The organism is Streptomyces sp. Inha503 (genome assembly GCF_047215865.1).
Taxonomy (GTDB): Bacteria; Actinomycetota; Actinomycetes; order Streptomycetales; family Streptomycetaceae; genus Streptomyces; species Streptomyces lycopersici.
The window spans coordinates 4,751,319-4,768,150 of the sequence record NZ_CP178360.1 but is presented as its reverse complement, the minus strand read 5'-3'; the positions used below and the strand labels follow the sequence as shown (position 1 = coordinate 4,768,150).

Here is a 16,832-nt window from a genome sequence, read left to right as displayed (position 1 = left end):
GAATTCACCGGTCGGGCGGCTCGCCGAGTTGTGGGGAGTGTCACCCGTGACCCTTTGAATGAACGGTTACCGGACGGGTACCGAAGGGGTGGGTGTCGTGTGCACATGTGACCGTTTATCGCTCCACCCCACTGCTGAGCGGCGGGAGTTGATGGCACGATGGTGGCTGCGGGGGTGTGCGGGGTCGCGTGCTTCCGGGGCCTGTGAGACGTGTGCGACCGAGGGTGGGATGTTGTGGCCATTTCCCTGTCATTGGTACTGCTGGTGGGCATCATCCTGGTGTTCATGATCCGCAATGGCCGGGTCAAGTGGGGACCGGCCCTGGTCGCGATCCTCTTCGGGTTCCTGCTTGCCTCGTCCAATGTCGCGCCGGACGTCCAGAAGTTCCTCGACTCGGCCGCCGAGGCCATCGCCGACATCAACCCCTGATCGCCGACCCCTGGCCTCGACTCCCGGGCATCCGCCCCCGCCTCCCGGGGGCGGGGGCGCCCGGACGCGCGAGTGTGCGCAAAAGCGAACGGCCCGGCTCCGGGAACTCCCCGGGCCGGGCCGAAAGCCGTGGAGCGGGCGACGGGAATCGAACCCGCGTAGCCAGTTTGGAAGACTGGGGCTCTACCATTGAGCTACGCCCGCACACGCCGCGTACACGGATGCACCGGTCTCCCGGACACCTCCGCCCAGGCATGATCGCCCGGATCGCGGCACGGCATGCATCGTAGCGGTTCCCGACCGTTCCCCGCACACCCTTGCCCACCAGTCGAATAACCGGCAGCCGGGGCGTCCGCGGGCATGTACCCTACGTGTCGCACCGACGGGGTGTGGCGCAGCTTGGTAGCGCGTCCGCTTTGGGAGCGGAAGGTCGTCGGTTCGAATCCGGCCACCCCGACCATCCACAGGCGTCAAGATCGCGTTGTGGGGCCCGTCATGCTTGCGGTTACTATGCAAGCTGCGTGTCTGTGTCTTTTTAACCGGACGCGAATCCGCTGCGACGCGACAGCGCACCGCAGCTGAACACCACACGTCAGCCCCCAAGGAGACCGAACCGTGAAGAGCGCCGTGGAGAACCTGAACCCGACCCGGGTTCGGCTCACTGTCGAGGTGCCCTTCGAGGAGCTCAAGCCCAGCCTCGACGCGGCGTACAAGAAGATCAACCAGCAGGTCACGGTGCCTGGGTTCCGCAAGGGCAAGATCCCGGCCCGCATCATCGACCAGCGGTTCGGTCGTGGCGCCGTGCTGGAGGAGGCCGTCAACGAGGCGCTCCCGAAGTTCTACACCGACGCGGTCAACGAGGGTGAGCTGAACCCGCTCGGCCAGCCCGAGGTCGACATCACCGAGCTCAAGGACAACGAGCTGCTGACCTTCACCGCCGAGGTGGACATCCGCCCGGCGATCGAGATCCCGGACTACTCCGGTATCGAGGTCACCGTCGACTCCGTCGAGGTCTCGGACGAGGACATCGACAAGTCCGTAGAGCAGCTGCGGGAGCGCTTCGCCACCACCAGCCCGGTGGAGCGCGCCGCCGCCGACGGCGACATCGTCGTGGTCGACCTCGAGGCCAAGGTGGACGGCGAGGTCCTGGAGGACGGCGTCGCCACCGGCGTCACCTACACCATCGGCTCGGGCGAGCTGCTGGACGGCATCGACGAGGCCGTGACCGGCCTGGAGGCGGGCGGCGAGGCCACCTTCACCTCCGAGCTCAAGGGCGGCTCCGCCCAGGGCAAGGAGGCCGAGGTCTCGGTCAAGGTCTCCGAGGTCAAGGCCCGTGAGCTGCCCGAGCTCGACGACGACTTCGCCCAGCTGGCCAGCGAGTTCGACACCCTTGAGGAGCTGCGCGGCGACAGCCGTCAGCGCCTGGAGCGGTCGAAGAAGTTCGAGCAGGCCACCCAGGCCCAGGAGAAGGTGCTGGACGCCCTGCTGGAGCTGGTCGAGGTGCCGATCCCGGAGAAGCTCCTCCAGGACGAGATCAACACCCGTAAGCACAACCTCGAGCACCACCAGCTGGGCCAGATGGGCCTGAACCTCGACTCGTACCTGGAGATGCAGGGCAAGACCGCCGAGGAGTTCGACGCCGAGCTCAAGGAGCAGGCCGAGAAGGGCATCCGGACCCAGTTCGTCCTCGACGAGCTGGTCAACAAGGAGCAGCTGTCCGTCGGCCAGGAGGAGCTCACCGAGCACCTCATGCGCCGTGCGCAGTCCTCCGGCATGAGCCCGGACCAGTTCGCCCAGGCCGTGGTCGAGGGCGGCCAGGTGCCGATGCTCGTCGGCGAGGTCGCCCGCGGCAAGGCGCTGGCCGTGGTGGTCGAGGCCGCCAAGGTCGTCGACGACAAGGGCGAGACCGTGGACCTGGACGACGAGGAGGACGAGACCGGCGAGACGGTCGAGGCCACCTCCGAGACCGCCGAGGAGCCCGCCGCGGCCGAGGCGGAGGCCGCCGAGGCGCCCGCGGAGGCCGAGGAGAAGCAGGACAAGGCCGAGAGCTGATCCACGGTCCGCTCCACAGCCCGTACGAACGGGCCCGAACGTCTGCACGCGTCCGGGCCCGTTCGTGTTCCGCGACGCCGGTCCGCCGCCGGGACATGCGCTCAGAGCGAACAGTTCCTGATGCGGGATGGCGCCCGCCGACCAGCGCGTTAGGGTCCGTAGATACGAGGGCAGGGGAGTCTCGCGAGCCCGCCGGCCACATCGGCGGCCCAGGCCCCCACACCCCAGAAGAAGACGCTGAGACGGCCAGTCAGCCGTCAGAGACGAGCAGGTGGATACGTGACGAATACGATGCCTTCCGCCGCCGGCGAGCCGACCGTCGGTGGCCTCGGCGACCAGGTCTACAACCGGCTGCTCGGTGAGCGGATCATCTTCCTCGGCCAGCCGGTCGACGACGACATCGCCAACAAGATCACGGCTCAGCTGCTCCTGCTCGCCGCCGATCCGGAAAAGGACATTTACCTCTACATCAACTCCCCGGGCGGCTCGATCTCGGCGGGCATGGCGATTTACGACACCATGCAGTACATCCAGAACGACGTGGTCACCATCGCCATGGGCCTCGCCGCTTCGATGGGTCAGTTCCTGCTGAGCGCGGGCACCCCGGGCAAGCGCTTCGCGCTCCCGAACGCCGAGATCCTGATCCACCAGCCCTCCGCGGGTCTGGCGGGTTCCGCCTCGGACATCAAGATCCATGCCGAGCGCCTGCTGCACACCAAGAAGCGCATGGCCGAGCTGACCGCCTTCCACACCGGCCAGACGGTTGAGCAGATCGTCCGTGACTCCGACCGCGACCGCTGGTTCTCCGCCGACGAGGCCAAGGAGTACGGCCTGGTCGACGACGTCATGACGTCCGCCTCCAGCGTTCCGGGCGGGGGCGGCACCGGGGCCTGAGGCCCGCCGTCCCGTAGCCGACCTCCAGCCCTCAGATCGCCACAGGATGGTGAAGACCCAGATGAGCAACTTCCCCGGCAGCGGCCTGTACACCGGCCCGATGGCCGAATCCCGCTATGTCGTTCCGCGTTTCGTCGAGCGCACCTCCCAGGGCATCCGCGAGTACGACCCGTACGCCAAGCTCTTCGAAGAGCGCGTGATCTTCCTTGGCGTCCAGATCGACGACGCCTCCGCCAACGACGTCATGGCGCAGCTGCTGTGCCTGGAGTCGATGGACCCGGACCGTGACATTTCGGTCTACATCAACTCTCCCGGCGGCTCGTTCACCGCGCTGACCGCCATCTACGACACGATGCAGTTCGTCAAGCCCGACATCCAGACGGTGTGCATGGGCCAGGCGGCGTCCGCCGCGGCCGTGCTGCTCGCCGCCGGAACGCCGGGCAAGCGGATGGCCCTGCCCAATGCCCGGATCCTGATCCACCAGCCGTACAGTGAGACCGGGCGCGGTCAGGTCTCCGACCTGGAGATCGCGGCCAACGAGATCCTGCGGATGCGCTCGCAGCTCGAGGAGATGCTGGCCAAGCACTCCACGACGCCCATCGAGAAGATCCGCGACGACATCGAGCGGGACAAGATCCTCACGGCCGAGGAGTCCCTGGCGTACGGTCTTGTCGACCAGATCGTCTCCACCCGTAAGACGTCGGTCGGCCTCGGCTGAATCTTCGGTGGAAACACCCCCCTTGGACCGAGTAGGTCCAAGGGGGGCCCGAACCGGGGGCCCGGCAAGGTACCGTCATAGAGGGCTGAGGGCCCCGGCCCACGGGAAAGAAGCAGAAAGCGCAGCGCAAGCACCCGGTTCCGCGCAGCAAAGCGGATCCAAGGCGAAGGGGAAGCACCTCGTGGCACGCATCGGTGACGGCGGCGACCTGCTCAAGTGCTCGTTCTGCGGGAAGAGCCAGAAGCAGGTGAAGAAGCTCATCGCGGGCCCGGGTGTGTACATCTGCGATGAATGCATCGATCTCTGCAACGAGATCATCGAGGAGGAGCTCGCCGAGACCTCCGAAGTGCGCTGGGAGGAACTCCCCAAGCCGCGCGAGATCTATGAATTCCTCGAGGGCTATGTGGTCGGCCAGGAGGCCGCCAAGAAGGCCCTCTCGGTCGCCGTCTACAACCACTACAAGCGGGTTCAGGCGGGCGAGAACGGCGGCCACAACCGCGACGACGGCATCGAGTTGGCCAAGTCCAACATCCTGCTGCTCGGCCCCACCGGCTCCGGCAAGACCCTGCTCGCGCAGACCCTCGCCCGGATGCTCAACGTGCCCTTCGCCATCGCCGATGCCACCGCGCTCACCGAGGCGGGCTATGTCGGCGAGGACGTGGAGAACATCCTCCTCAAGCTGATCCAGGCCGCCGACTACGACGTCAAGAAGGCCGAGACGGGCATCATCTACATCGACGAGATCGACAAGGTGGCCCGCAAGAGCGAGAACCCCTCGATCACCCGTGATGTGTCCGGCGAGGGCGTTCAGCAGGCGCTGCTGAAGATCCTGGAAGGGACCACGGCGTCGGTGCCGCCGCAGGGCGGCCGGAAACACCCGCACCAGGAGTTCATCCAGATCGACACCACGAATGTGCTGTTCATCGTGGGCGGCGCCTTCGCCGGTCTGGAGAAGATCATCGAGGCGCGGGCGGGCGCCAAGGGCATTGGATTCGGCGCCACGATCCGCTCCAAGCGCGAGATCGAGGCGAGCGACCAGTTCCAGGAGGTCATGCCCGAGGACCTGGTGAAGTTCGGAATGATCCCGGAATTCATCGGCCGTCTCCCGGTCATCACCTCCGTCCACAACCTCGACCGCGAGGCGCTGCTGCAAATCCTCGTCGAACCGCGGAACGCCCTGGTGAAGCAGTACCAGCGGCTGTTCGAGCTCGACGGGGTGGAGCTGGACTTCGACCGCCCGGCCCTGGAGGCCATCGCCGACCAGGCGATCCTGCGCGGCACCGGGGCCCGGGGCCTGCGCGCGATCATCGAGGAGGTGCTGATGTCGGCGATGTACGAGGTGCCGTCCCGCAAGGACGTGGCCCGCGTCGTCATCACCGAGGACGTCGTGCACTCCAATGTGAACCCCACGCTGGTGCCCCGCACCCGCGGCACCGAGCCGGGCGAGCGGCACGAGAAGAGCGCCTAGCCGCTCCCGCACGCGTAGCCGCCCCGCTGAGGGCATACGAAGAGGGCCCCGGTCTCCCGGGGCCCTCTTCGTGTCGTACGCGCCCTGTGGCCGATTTACGGGCGGTTCAGGCGGGCTTGCGGGTGTCCTGGTAGATGCCCGCGGTCACCTTGGCGAAGGACTCCATGTCGGCGTCCGACGCCGAGGTGTTCTCCGCGTTGACGTCGAGGACCATCGCCGCGTCCGTCTCCTCGGCCCAGGCGCAGGCCGGAGCGTAGATCCGGTCGTAGAGCTTGACCACCTCGCACTCCACCGACGGGCCGTCAGCTCCCTTCGGCTGGAACCGCTTGCGCTTCCGCTCCACCGTGGGGGAGCCGTCGCCGCCCGCGAAGCCCTTGAACATCTCGTCGCGGACCGTGTCCGGGTCGCTGATGTCGCCGTACATACCGGAGAAGGCGAGCCCCGAGTTGTCGTCGTCCGACCGCTTGTACTGGGCCAGGACCGAGGTCGCGCCCTCGGGCATGCTGCCCTGCACGCTGGTGCCCTCGTTGTCGAGGTCGTCCGTGCCCTTGTCCAGCGTGTAGCTGCCGTCGGCGAGCGTCTTGGGGGTGACCAGCTTCATCGCCTTCGGGTCGTCGCCGCCGCCGGACAGCACCACGGCGCCGGTGACGATCGCGCCCACCACCACGAGCCCGGCCACCGTCACCGCGATGATCTTGGTGCGGTTGCCGCCCCCGCCGGCCTCGGGCGGCGCGGGGTGGGGCGGCTGACCGTAGGGACCCGCCTGCTGCGGGTAGCCGTAGCCCTGCGGGGGCTGCGCCTGCGGATAGCCGTACCCCGGCGTCTGCGCGTACGGGTTGGGCTCTGCGGGCCGCTGCTGCCCCCCGCCGTACGGATTGGGCTGGGCGCCCCCGTACGGGCCGGGTCCGCCGCCGTAGGGCCCCGGCGGCGGTGGCTGGTTGTGGCTCATGGCTGTGGGGGTCCCCCTCCGGATCGGCTGTGGCCTGTGAACTGCGCGGCCCGCTCGGCTACTTGATCTCCACGCGCGCGTCGTTGCGGACCTTCGCGGTGATGTCACCGGCCTCGTCGAGCGACATGCTCTTGCCGGACAGCGCCGCGGCCGCGTCGGAGACGACCACATAGGCCACCGTGCTGTTGTCGCCCCACATGCAGATCGGGATCGAGAAGCCCTTGGTGGGTATGCCGCTGGAGCCGGAGTCCCCGGTCGGGGTGAACTTGGTGTTCTGGCACTTCATCACGGCGTTCTCGAAGCCGCTGGGCGTCACCGTCTCCGGGCTGCCCACGAGCTCGGCCTTCATCCCATTGCTGGTGGAGGGGTCCTTCTCGGCCTCTTGCGCGATCTTCGAGAAGGCGCCGTCGACGACCGCCTCGGGGTCCTTCACCTCGCCCCAGACGCCGTTGAGCTGCAACTGCTTGGCGCTCATGCCCTCGCCGGACTTGTACTCCGCGCTCTCGGTCTTGGGGTTGGTGACGCCGAACTTCTCGAAGTCGTCCGCGTCCGAGGAGGTGAGCCCGCCACCGCCGGAGGAGCTCTTGGTGTAGTCGCCGGCCACCGTCGCGGGGGTGGTGAGCTTGTACCGCTTGCCGTCGTCGGCGACCTTACCGCCGCCGCCATCGCCGTCGTCCCCGCCCTTGAACACCAGGACACCGCCGACGACCGCGGCCACCACGACCACCGCGCCGATCGCGATCGCCAGGCCCTTCTTGTTGCCGCCGCCCTGGCCCGGGCCCGGCTGGTACGGCCCCGGCATGCCCGGCTGGCCGTACGGCTGCTGCTGGCCGTACGGGTTCGGCTGCTGACCGTAGGGGTTCGGCTGGCCCTGCGGCTGCCCGGGGTAGCCGTAGCCCTGCTGGGGCGGCTGCTGCGGCTGGCCGTAGGGACCCGGCTGACCCGGCTGCTGCGGGTAGCCGTAGCCGGGCTGGCCGACCGCTCCACCCTGCCCGTAGGGACCCGGCTGTTGGGGCTGCTGGCCGTAGGGGCCCGGCTGGTTGTAGCTCATCTGTATCCCTCGTTAGAAATCGTGCTGTTGTGTTGCTATGCGCCGGCCGGCGGGCTAGCCGTCGATCTCGACGCGCGCGTCCTTGCGCACCTTGGCCGTGATGCCGGCGGCGTCCTCAAGGGACATGCCACCACCGAGCACCGCGGCCGCCGGATCCGCCATGACCGTGACGCCCAGGGTGTCCTTGTCGCCCCAGACGCACGCGGGGGCCTCCATGGATCCCTGATCCGAGGTGAACTTCATGGACTGGCACTTCAGGACGTCCCCGTCGAAACCGTCCGGCGAGAACGTCTGGGGACTGCCCTTGGCCTGCGCGGTGCCGTTGTCCTGGAGCGTCTTGACGATGACCGCCAGCGCGAGGTCCGCGCCCCGCTCCGGGTCGGTCACCTCGCCCCAGACGCCGGTGAACTTCAGCATCTCCTTACCGGAGGTCTGGTAGTCGGCCGCCACCAGATGCGGATCCTTGACGACCGGCACCTGCTGGAGGTCCTTCCGGCCCGCCGCGGACAGATCGCTGTCGTCCGTGCCCGAGCCCTGGCGCTCGTAGTCCGAGGCCACGGTGTCGGGCGTGGTCAGCTTGTACGGGCCGCCGCTGCCGCCGCCGAACAGCGCGAACGCCCCCGCGCCCAGCGCCGCCACGACCACCACCGCGCCGACCGCGAGCCCCACCTTCCTGCCCTTACCGTTGCCACCGGCCGCCGGCCCCGGGGGCGGCGGGGTCTGGGGCCCGCCGTAGTAGCCCGCGCCCTGCTGGGGCGCCGGGGCCTGCTGGGGCGGCTGGCCGTACGGGTTCGGCTGCTGGCCGTAGGGGTTCGGCTGGCCCTGCGGCTGTCCGGGGTAGCCGTAGCCCGGCTGGGGCGGCTGCGGCGGCTGTCCGTAGGGACCGGGCTGCTGCGCGTACGGATTGGGCACGGGAGGCTGACCGGCGCCGTACGGCCCTGGCTGGCCCCCATAGGGGCCGGGCTGCGGCGGCGGCTGCTGATGGCTCATGTGCCTCTCCTTATGCGCATGACAGGTTCCAAACATCCTTCCCGACGCCCTCGGGGGCCTTGGCGCCGGGGCCACAACGGGTTCGTAACGGAAGGCCGCGGCCCTTTAGACTGCGGGCGTGACCGAGAACTCTTCGCAGCGCCCCACGAGCGGGCCGAACAGCCACCCCGAACTGCCGACCCAGTACGCGCCGGCCGATGTAGAGGGGCCGCTGTACGAGCGCTGGGTAGAGCGCGGTTACTTCGAAGCGGACGCGAAGAGCGACAAAGAGCCCTACACCATCGTCATCCCGCCCCCCAATGTGACCGGCTCGCTCCACCTCGGCCATGCCTTCGAGCACACGATCATCGATGCGCTCACCCGGCGCAAGCGAATGCAGGGCTTTGAGACGCTCTGGCAGCCGGGGATGGACCACGCCGGTATCGCCACGCAGAACGTGGTCGAGCGCGAGCTGGCCAAGGAGGGCGTCTCCCGCCACGACCTGGGCCGCGAGGCGTTCGTCGAGCGCGTCTGGCAGTGGAAGAGCGAGTCCGGCGGCCAGATCTCCGGCCAGATGCGGCGCCTGGGCGACGGCGTGGCCTGGAACCGCGAGCGCTTCACCATGGACGAGGGGCTCTCCAAGGCCGTCCAGACGATCTTCAAGCGGCTCTACGAGGATGAGCTGATCTACCGCGCCGAGCGCATCATCAACTGGTGCCCGCGCTGTCTTACGGCCATCTCGGACATCGAGGTGGAGTACGACGACGATGACGGCGAGCTCGTCTCGATCCGGTATGGAGAGGGAGAGTCGTCCATCGTCGTCGCCACGACCCGTGCCGAGACGATGCTGGGCGACACCGCGGTCGCCGTCCACCCCGACGACGAGCGCTACCGCCACCTGGTCGGCACCGAGATCGAGCTGCCGCTCACCGGCCGCCGGATCCCGATCGTCGCGGACGAGCACGTCGACCCCGAGTTCGGCACCGGCGCGGTCAAGGTCACCCCGGCCCACGACCCGAACGACTTCGAGATCGGGCAGCGGCACGGCCTGCCGAACCTGACCGTCATGGACGAGCACGCGGTCATCACCGCCCACGGCCCCTTCCAGGGCCTGGACCGGCTGGAGGCGCGCAGCGCCGTCGTCGGCGCCCTGCGCGCCGAGGGCCGGATCGTGGCCGAGAAGCGCCCGTACACCCACTCCGTGGGCCACTGCTCGCGCTGCAAGACCACCATCGAGCCGCGGCTGTCCATGCAGTGGTGGGTCAAGGTCGGCCCGCTGGCCAAGGCCGCGGGCGACGCGGTCCGCGACGGCCGGGTGAAGATCCACCCGGAGGACATGTCGAAGCGCTACTTCGACTGGGTCGACAACCTCCATGACTGGTGCATCTCGCGGCAGCTGTGGTGGGGCCACCGGATCCCGGTCTGGTACGGGCCGAACGGCGAGGTCGTCTGCGTCGGACCGGACGAGCAGCCGCCGAGCGGCGAGGGCTGGCACCAGGAGACCGATGTCCTGGACACCTGGTTCTCCTCGGGTCTGTGGCCGTTCTCCACGCTCGGCTGGCCCGAGCGGACCGAGAGCCTGGAGAAGTTCTATCCGAACTCGGTCCTGGTCACCGGCTACGACATCCTCTTCTTCTGGGTCGCCCGGATGATGATGTTCGGCCTGTACGCGATGGACGGCACCCCGCCGTTCCACACCATCGCGCTGCACGGCATGGTCCGGGACGAGAACGGCAAGAAGATGTCGAAGGCGTTCGGCAATGTCGTCAACCCCCTGGACTGGATGGACCAGTACGGCTCCGACGCGGTCCGCTTCACCCTGGCCCGGGGCGCCAACCCCGGCGTGGACGTCCCGATCGGCGAGGACTGGGTCCAGGCGTCCCGCAACTTCGCCAACAAGATCTGGAACGCGACCCGCTTCGCGCTGATGAACGGCGCCACGGTCGAGGGTGAACTGCCCGCCCCCGAGCGGCTGTCCGCCACCGACCGCTGGATCCTGTCCCGGCTGAACGCGGTGGTCGCCGAGGTCGACGCGTACTACGAGGACTACCAGTTCGCCAAGCTCTCCGACGTCCTCTACCACTTCGCGTGGGACGAGGTCTTCGACTGGTACGTCGAACTGTCCAAGACCACCTTCGCCAAGGGCGGCGCGGAGGCCGACGCCGCGCGGCGCGTCCTCGGCGAGGTCCTGGACGTCACGCTGCGGCTGCTGCACCCGGTGGTCCCGTTCGTCACCGAGAAGCTGTGGACCTCGCTGACCGGCCAGGAGTCCGTCGTCATCGCGGACTGGCCGGGCGACAGCGGCTTCCGGGACGAGGCGGCCGAGCGGGAGATCGAGAACCTCCAGCAGGTGGTCACCGAGGTCCGCCGGTTCCGCGCCGACCAGGGCCTCCAGCCCGGCCAGCGGGTCCCCGCCCGGCTGGAGCTGTCCGGCACCTCGCTGGCCGCCCACGAGGACGCGATGCGCTCCCTGCTGCGCCTCCAGCCGGCCGGTGAGGACTTCACCGCCACCGCGTCGCTGCCGGTCGCGGGCGCGACCGTGGCGCTGGACCTGTCCGGCGCGATCGACGTCGAGGCCGAGCGCAAGCGGCTGGCCAAGGACCTCGCCGCGGCCGAGAAGGACAAGGCGCAGACGACCGCGAAGCTGTCCAACGAGGGCTTCCTGGCCAAGGCCCCCGACCATGTCGTGGAGAAGATCCGCACCCGGCAGGCGACCGCCGAGGCCGATATCGCCCGGATCACCGCCCAGTTGGCGGCCCTCCCCAAGGGCTGACCACCGAAGAGCACCGATCGCACCACAAGCGCCCCCGCTGGATTCCGGCGGGGGCGCTTGTGCGTGAGGTGTGTGCGATGTGCCACAGGCGGTCCCGGAGAAGCCTCACGGGGCCCCGGAGAAGCCCCACAGACGCCTCACAGGCACCGCACAGCAATGCCCCAACGGGAACCAAACACTGCCTTCAGGGAGTTATCCGGCCGTACGTCCCGGAAGGAGCTCCCCCTCCATGAACAAGCCGCTGAGAAGGGCATCGGTGTTCTCGCTGCTGCTCGTGCTGACCCTGCTCGCCTGGGTCACCTATGTGCAGCTGGCGAGAGGCGACAGTCTCCGGGAGAACCCGCGCAACGCCCGGGTGGCCATCTCCGAATACGCCGGGCCGCTGGGCGACATCATCGCCGACGGCAAGCCGGTCACCGGCTCGACCGCCACCAAGGGCGACTTGAAGTACAAGCGCACCTACACGGACGGGAAGCTCTGGGCGCCGATCACCGGCTACGCCTCCCAGTCATACGGCAGCACCCAGGTGGAGGCCCTGGAGCGGCAGGTGCTCGACGGCTCCGACAGCCGGCTGAAGAACCCGCTCGAGGCGGTGACACGGGAGCGGTCCAAGCCCGGCGACGTGATCACCACGGTCAACCCGGCCGTGCAGAAGGCCGCCTACGAGGGGCTGGGGAACAAGACCGGCGCGGCCGTGGCGCTCGACCCCACCACCGGCGCCGTCCTGGGCCTGGCCAGCACCCCCTCGTACGACCCCGGCACCTTCGCGGGCTCCTCCACGGCGGACCAGAAGGCGTGGACCGCGCTCCAGAAGGACGACAAGCAGCCGATGCTGAACCGCGCGCTGCGCCAGACGTACCCACCGGGCTCCACCTTCAAGGTCCTGGTCGCCGCCGCGGCGCTGGAGAACGGGCTGTACTCGTCGGTGGACGAGGCCACCAAGAGCCCGGATCCGTACCGGCTGCCGGGCACGGTCACCGATATGCGCAACGAGAACAGGTCGGCGCCCTGCGAGAACGCGACGATACGCACCGCCCTGGAGTACTCGTGCAACACGGTCTTCGCGAAGATGGCCGTGGACCTCGGCCAGTCCAAGGTGGCGGCGGAGGCCAAGAAGCTGGGCTTCGACGACGCCAAGCTGGACATCCCGGTGCGCGCCGCGAAGAGCACCTACCCGAGCGGTATGAACGACTCGCAGACGGCCCTGAGCGGTATGGGGCAGTTCGATGTGACGGCCACTCCGCTACAGATGGCGATGGTCTCCTCGGCCATCGCGAACGACGGCAAGCTGATGACCCCGTACGAGGTCGACCGCACCACGGACGGCAGCGCGTCCGCCCTGGACCGGACCTCGGCGAAGACCTACAGCCAGGCGATGTCCAAGCACACCGCGTCCGAGCTCCAGTCCGCGATGCGGACGGTCGTGGACCAGGGCACCGGGACCAACGCGAAGATCCCCGGGGTGACGGTGGGCGGCAAGACCGGCACCGCCCAGCACGGTGAGAACAACAGCGGCAATCCGTACGCGTGGTTCATCAGTTACGCGGACGCCGGCGGCGGTCACAAGGTCGCGGTCGCGGTGGTGGTCGAGGACAGCGACGCGGCCCGCGCCGACATCTCAGGCGGCGGCCTGGCGGGCCCGATCGCCAAGTCGATGATGAAGGCGGCTCTGGCCGATACTGGCTCGTGACCTGGGTGGGGATGGCGCTGGGCCGGGTTGTCACCCCTGCCTCGTAGACTGGTCGGCGTGAGCGAGGAGCGCCCCCAGAACGAGTCCGACGAGTTCGAAGAGATCGTCGGAGCCGAGACCGACCGCGACCCCGATCTGGCGGTGATCGAGGCCGGCAGCCGGACGCTGCGTGCGCAGTCCGGGCCGCCGCAGGGGGACGGCATCCCGGCCCGCCCGGCCGACCCCGAGGTGGACCGCGCCCTGCGGGAGGTGGAGGGCGAACTGGCCAGGCGCTGGCCGGAGACCAAGCTGGACCCGTCGCTGGTGCGGATCGAGTCGCTGATGGACATCCTGGGCTCGCCGCAGCGGGCCTATCCGTCGATCCACATCACCGGTACGAACGGCAAGACCAGCACCGCCCGCATGATCGAGTCGCTGCTGGGCGCCTTCGAGCTGCGCACCGGCCGCTACACCAGTCCCCATGTCCAGTCGATCACCGAGCGGATCAGCCTGGACGGGGCGCCGATCTCCGCCGAGCGGTTCATCGAGACGTACCAGGACGTCCGGCCGTACATCGAGATGGTCGACGCCCAGCAGGAGCACCGGCTGTCCTTCTTCGAGGTGCTCACCGGTATGGCGTACGCGGCCTTCGCGGACGCGCCGGTGGACATCGCGGTGGTCGAGGTCGGCATGGGCGGCTCCTGGGACGCCACCAATGTGATCGACGCGGGCGTCGCGGTGATCATGCCGATCTCGCTGGACCACACCGACCGGCTCGGCACCACTCCGGAGCAGATCGCCGTCGAGAAGGCCGGCATAGTGAAGCAGGACGCCACCGTGGTGCTCGCGCAGCAGCCGGTGGAGGCCGCTTCCGTGGTGCTCAAGCGCGCGGTCGAGGTGGATGCCACGGTCGCCCGTGAGGGCATGGAGTTCGGTGTGCTGTCCCGGGAGGTGGCGGTCGGCGGCCAGCTGCTGACCCTGCGCGGCCTCGGCGGGGAGTACACCGATGTCTTCCTCCCCCTGCACGGCGCCCACCAGGCGCACAACGCGGCGATGGCGCTGGCGGCCGTGGAGGCGTTCTTCGGCATCGGCTCCCAGCACGCCCGCCCGCTCGACATCGACACCATCCGCTCCGCCTTCGCCTCCGTGACCTCGCCCGGCCGGATGGAGGTCGTGCGCCGCAGCCCCACCGTGGTGCTCGACGCCGCGCACAACCCCGCGGGCGCCCGTGCCGCCGCCGCGGCGGTCACCGAGTCCTTCGACTTCAGCCGGCTGATCGGCGTGGTCGGGGCGAGTGACGGCAAGGATGCGCGGGGTCTGCTGGAAGCCTTCGAGCCGATCTTCGCGGAGGTCGTGGTGACCGGCAATTCCAGCCACCGTGCCATGGACCCCGATGAGCTGGCCGCGATCGCCGTCGAGGTCTTCGGCTCCGACCGGGTCCAGGTCGAGCCGCGGCTGGACGACGCTCTGGAGGCCGCCATCACCCTGGCGGAGGAAGAGGGCGAATACGCCGGAGCGGGCGTTCTGGTGACCGGGTCGGTGATCACGGTCGGCGAGGCCCGGCTCCTCCTGGGAAAGGGCTGATATGCGAACGCTGTGCGCTTCCACCCTCATCGGCGAGTTCTTCGTGATCGGCTTCGCCGGGCTGGTCGCGATGAAGACGTCCGGGCTGTCCACGGGCACCGTCTGGACGGTCAGCGGAATCGCCATGGGGCTGTGTGTGCTGCTGTGCGGGCTGCTGAGCCGTCCGGGTGCGGTGCAGATCGGCTGGGCCCTACAGATCGGGCTGGTGCTGAGCGGTTTCGTGGTGCCCACCATGTTCTTCCTCGGGGCGGTCTTCGCCGCGCTGTGGTGGGCCTCGGTCCACTTCGGCCGTAAGGTCGACGAGGCCAAGGCGCGGTTCGCGGCGTCCTCGGCCGCCTCACCTGACACTGCGTGACGTGGCCGTCGTTCCCCCATGTAGCCTCTGCCTCACAGCCCCGCCGCATGTCTTTTCCCAAAGGAGCCCGCACCGTGAGCCAGCGCACGCTCGTCCTGCTCAAGCCCGACGCCGTCCGACGCGGACTGGTGGGCGAGATTCTGGGGCGGATCGAGAAGAAGGCGGGCTGGACGATCAGCGCCCTCGAGCTGCGTCAGCTGGAGCGTGAGGTCCTGGAGCAGCATTACGCCGAGCATGTCGGCAAGCCGTTCTACGAGCCGCTGGTGGAGTTCATGGCCTCCGGTCCGGCCGTGGCGCTGGTGGTCGAGGGCGAGCGGGTGATCGAGGGTGTCCGGGCGCTGGCCGGGCCGACCGACCCGATCGCCGCGGCGCCGGGCTCCATCCGTGGCGATTTCGGCACCATCGTTCGGGAAAATCTGATCCATGCCTCCGACTCGGCGGAGTCCGCCGAACGGGAAATCAAGATTTTCTTTCCCGGGCTCGCCTGATCCCGATCCGATCGTCACTGATCGGCCATCAGTTTGATCATCAGCTTGCCACACCCCTGCTGACCTGGGGGCGGCCGAATTACCCGGCCGCCCTTCGGCATATGCGAGCCGATCGGGGGAACGCATCTCCGCGACACGACGTCACCATTAGAGGAGGCGGGGTCGTGTTCTGCTGACAATGGCGGAGGACCCCCGCAGCGTGTTCGAGCGGGCGTGACTACGATGAAGTCTCTGCGCCTCGCAGCGCACACCCATCCTGCCGACCTCTAGCAAGCAATCGCTCCAGCAGGGAAGGCCTGACGTATCCTCATGGGGAACAACATGTCGTTCATCGGCCGTGACATGGCTGTCGACCTCGGGACCGCCAACACGCTGGTGTACGTCAGGGGCCGCGGGATCGTCCTCAACGAGCCATCCGTCGTCGCCATCAACACCAACACCGGCGGAATTCTCGCCGTGGGCGCCGAGGCGAAGAAGATGATCGGCCGCACCCCTGGCAACATCGTCGCTGTGCGTCCGCTCAAGGACGGCGTTATCGCCGACTTCGAGATCACCGAGCGGATGTTGCGGTACTTCATCCTCAAGATCCATAAGCGACGGTATCTCGCCCGGCCCCGAGTGGTCGTCTGTGTGCCGTCCGGTATCACCGGGGTCGAGCGCCGCGCCGTCATCGAGGCGTCCACCCAGGCGGGCGCCCGTCAGGTGCACATCATCGAGGAACCCATGGCCGCGGCCATCGGCTCCGGCCTTCCGGTCCACGAGGCCACCGGCAACATGGTCGTGGACATCGGCGGCGGCACCACCGAGGTCGCCGTCATCTCGCTGGGCGGCATCGTCACCGCGCAGTCCATCCGGGTGGCGGGCGATGAGCTGGACAACGCGATCATCCAGCACATCAAGAAGGAGTACAGCCTGCTGCTCGGCGAGCGCACCGCCGAGAACATCAAGATCACCATCGGCTCGGCGTACGAGGGCGACGAGGAGGAGCACACCGAGATCCGCGGCCGTGACCTCGTCAGCGGCCTCCCCAAGACCGTGGTGATCTCCGCCGCCGAGGTCCGCAAGGCCATGGAGGAGCCGGTCAACTCGATCGTCGACGCGGTCAAGACCACCCTCGACAAGTGCCCCCCGGAGCTCTCCGGCGACGTCATGGACCGCGGCATCGTGCTCACCGGCGGCGGTGCGCTGCTGCGCGGCCTGGACGAGCGGCTGCGCCGCGAGACCGGGATGCCGATCCACATCGCCGAGGACCCGCTGGACTCCGTCGCACTCGGGTCCGGCAAGTGCGTGGAGGAGTTCGAGGCGCTCCAGCAGGTGCTGGACGCCCAGCCCCGCAGATGACAACCCGGCGGACCGGCCGTACGGGTGGTTGGCTGCCCGTGCGGCGGAACGCTGATATACAGGCATAAGGCTCCCCAGGACCGACCGGTCAT

At 68.7% G+C, this 16,832-nt stretch carries 14 protein-coding genes and 2 tRNA genes; 12 read left to right on the top strand and 4 right to left on the bottom strand.

Annotated elements, in window-relative coordinates; translation table 11 throughout:
* Window positions 1–234 precede the first annotated feature (234 nt).
* Window positions 235–429, top strand: coding sequence for a hypothetical protein (locus ACJX2R_RS20025; RefSeq protein ID WP_413101242.1), 195 nt, complete (start codon window positions 235–237; stop codon window positions 427–429).
* Between the two features lie 130 nt (window positions 430–559).
* On the opposite strand, the gene ACJX2R_RS20020 is transcribed toward ACJX2R_RS20025, so the two are convergent.
* Window positions 560–633: transfer RNA gene (locus tag ACJX2R_RS20020), tRNA-Gly, on the bottom strand.
* A 179-nt stretch (window positions 634–812) separates the two neighbouring features.
* On the opposite strand from ACJX2R_RS20020, the gene ACJX2R_RS20015 reads away from it, so the two are divergent.
* From ACJX2R_RS20015 to clpX, 5 genes are all read left to right on the top strand, one after another.
* Window positions 813–889: transfer RNA gene (locus ACJX2R_RS20015), tRNA-Pro, on the top strand.
* 155 nt (window positions 890–1,044) lie between these two features.
* Window positions 1,045–2,481 carry a trigger factor gene (tig, locus tag ACJX2R_RS20010; protein WP_413101241.1) on the top strand — a complete coding sequence of 479 codons (1,437 nt, stop codon included), beginning with the start codon at window positions 1,045–1,047 and terminating at the stop codon, window positions 2,479–2,481.
* A 291-nt stretch (window positions 2,482–2,772) separates the two neighbouring features.
* Window positions 2,773–3,375 (top strand): ATP-dependent Clp protease proteolytic subunit, encoded by a 603-nt coding sequence (locus tag ACJX2R_RS20005; RefSeq protein WP_171072767.1) that lies wholly within the window; start codon window positions 2,773–2,775, stop codon window positions 3,373–3,375.
* 61 nt (window positions 3,376–3,436) lie between these two features.
* Window positions 3,437–4,093, top strand: coding sequence for an ATP-dependent Clp protease proteolytic subunit (locus ACJX2R_RS20000; RefSeq protein ID WP_037945933.1), 657 nt, complete (start codon window positions 3,437–3,439; stop codon window positions 4,091–4,093).
* A gap of 181 nt (window positions 4,094–4,274) precedes the next feature.
* Window positions 4,275–5,561 carry an ATP-dependent Clp protease ATP-binding subunit ClpX gene (gene clpX / locus ACJX2R_RS19995; RefSeq protein ID WP_037945935.1) on the top strand — a complete coding sequence of 429 codons (1,287 nt, stop codon included), beginning with the start codon at window positions 4,275–4,277 and terminating at the stop codon, window positions 5,559–5,561.
* Between the two features lie 106 nt (window positions 5,562–5,667).
* On the opposite strand, the gene ACJX2R_RS19990 is transcribed toward clpX, so the two are convergent.
* The 3 genes from ACJX2R_RS19990 to ACJX2R_RS19980 are packed head-to-tail and all read right to left on the bottom strand — an operon-like array spanning window position 5,668 to window position 8,551.
* On the bottom strand, window positions 5,668–6,510 hold the full coding sequence (locus ACJX2R_RS19990) for a hypothetical protein (RefSeq protein WP_413101240.1): 843 nt from the start codon (window positions 6,508–6,510) through the stop codon (window positions 5,668–5,670).
* Window positions 6,511–6,568: 58 nt separating this feature from the next.
* On the bottom strand, window positions 6,569–7,561 hold the full coding sequence (locus tag ACJX2R_RS19985) for a hypothetical protein (RefSeq protein ID WP_413101239.1): 993 nt from the start codon (window positions 7,559–7,561) through the stop codon (window positions 6,569–6,571).
* A 54-nt stretch (window positions 7,562–7,615) separates the two neighbouring features.
* Window positions 7,616–8,551: a hypothetical protein gene (locus ACJX2R_RS19980; protein WP_262699986.1), complete on the bottom strand. Its 936-nt coding sequence runs from the start codon at window positions 8,549–8,551 to the stop codon at window positions 7,616–7,618.
* Window positions 8,552–8,669: 118 nt separating this feature from the next.
* Between ACJX2R_RS19980 and ACJX2R_RS19975 the strand changes: the two genes are divergently transcribed.
* From ACJX2R_RS19975 to ACJX2R_RS19950, 6 genes are all read left to right on the top strand, one after another.
* Window positions 8,670–11,303, top strand: a complete 2,634-nt coding sequence (locus ACJX2R_RS19975) for a valine--tRNA ligase (protein ID WP_413101238.1) — start codon at window positions 8,670–8,672, stop codon at window positions 11,301–11,303.
* A 229-nt stretch (window positions 11,304–11,532) separates the two neighbouring features.
* Window positions 11,533–12,993 carry a peptidoglycan D,D-transpeptidase FtsI family protein gene (locus tag ACJX2R_RS19970; protein WP_413101237.1) on the top strand — a complete coding sequence of 487 codons (1,461 nt, stop codon included), beginning with the start codon at window positions 11,533–11,535 and terminating at the stop codon, window positions 12,991–12,993.
* Between the two features lie 57 nt (window positions 12,994–13,050).
* Window positions 13,051–14,556 (top strand): bifunctional tetrahydrofolate synthase/dihydrofolate synthase, encoded by a 1,506-nt coding sequence (gene folC / locus ACJX2R_RS19965; RefSeq protein ID WP_413101236.1) that lies wholly within the window; start codon window positions 13,051–13,053, stop codon window positions 14,554–14,556.
* A 1-nt stretch (window position 14,557) separates the two neighbouring features.
* The gene (locus ACJX2R_RS19960; protein WP_037945949.1) at window positions 14,558–14,911 is read left to right on the top strand and encodes a DUF4233 domain-containing protein; all 354 of its coding nucleotides are present in this window, start codon (window positions 14,558–14,560) and stop codon (window positions 14,909–14,911) included.
* 74 nt (window positions 14,912–14,985) lie between these two features.
* Window positions 14,986–15,399 (top strand): nucleoside-diphosphate kinase, encoded by a 414-nt coding sequence (ndk, locus tag ACJX2R_RS19955; RefSeq protein WP_020871339.1) that lies wholly within the window; start codon window positions 14,986–14,988, stop codon window positions 15,397–15,399.
* Window positions 15,400–15,720: 321 nt separating this feature from the next.
* Window positions 15,721–16,740, top strand: coding sequence for a rod shape-determining protein (locus ACJX2R_RS19950; protein WP_037946248.1), 1,020 nt, complete (start codon window positions 15,721–15,723; stop codon window positions 16,738–16,740).
* Window positions 16,741–16,832 lie beyond the last annotated feature (92 nt).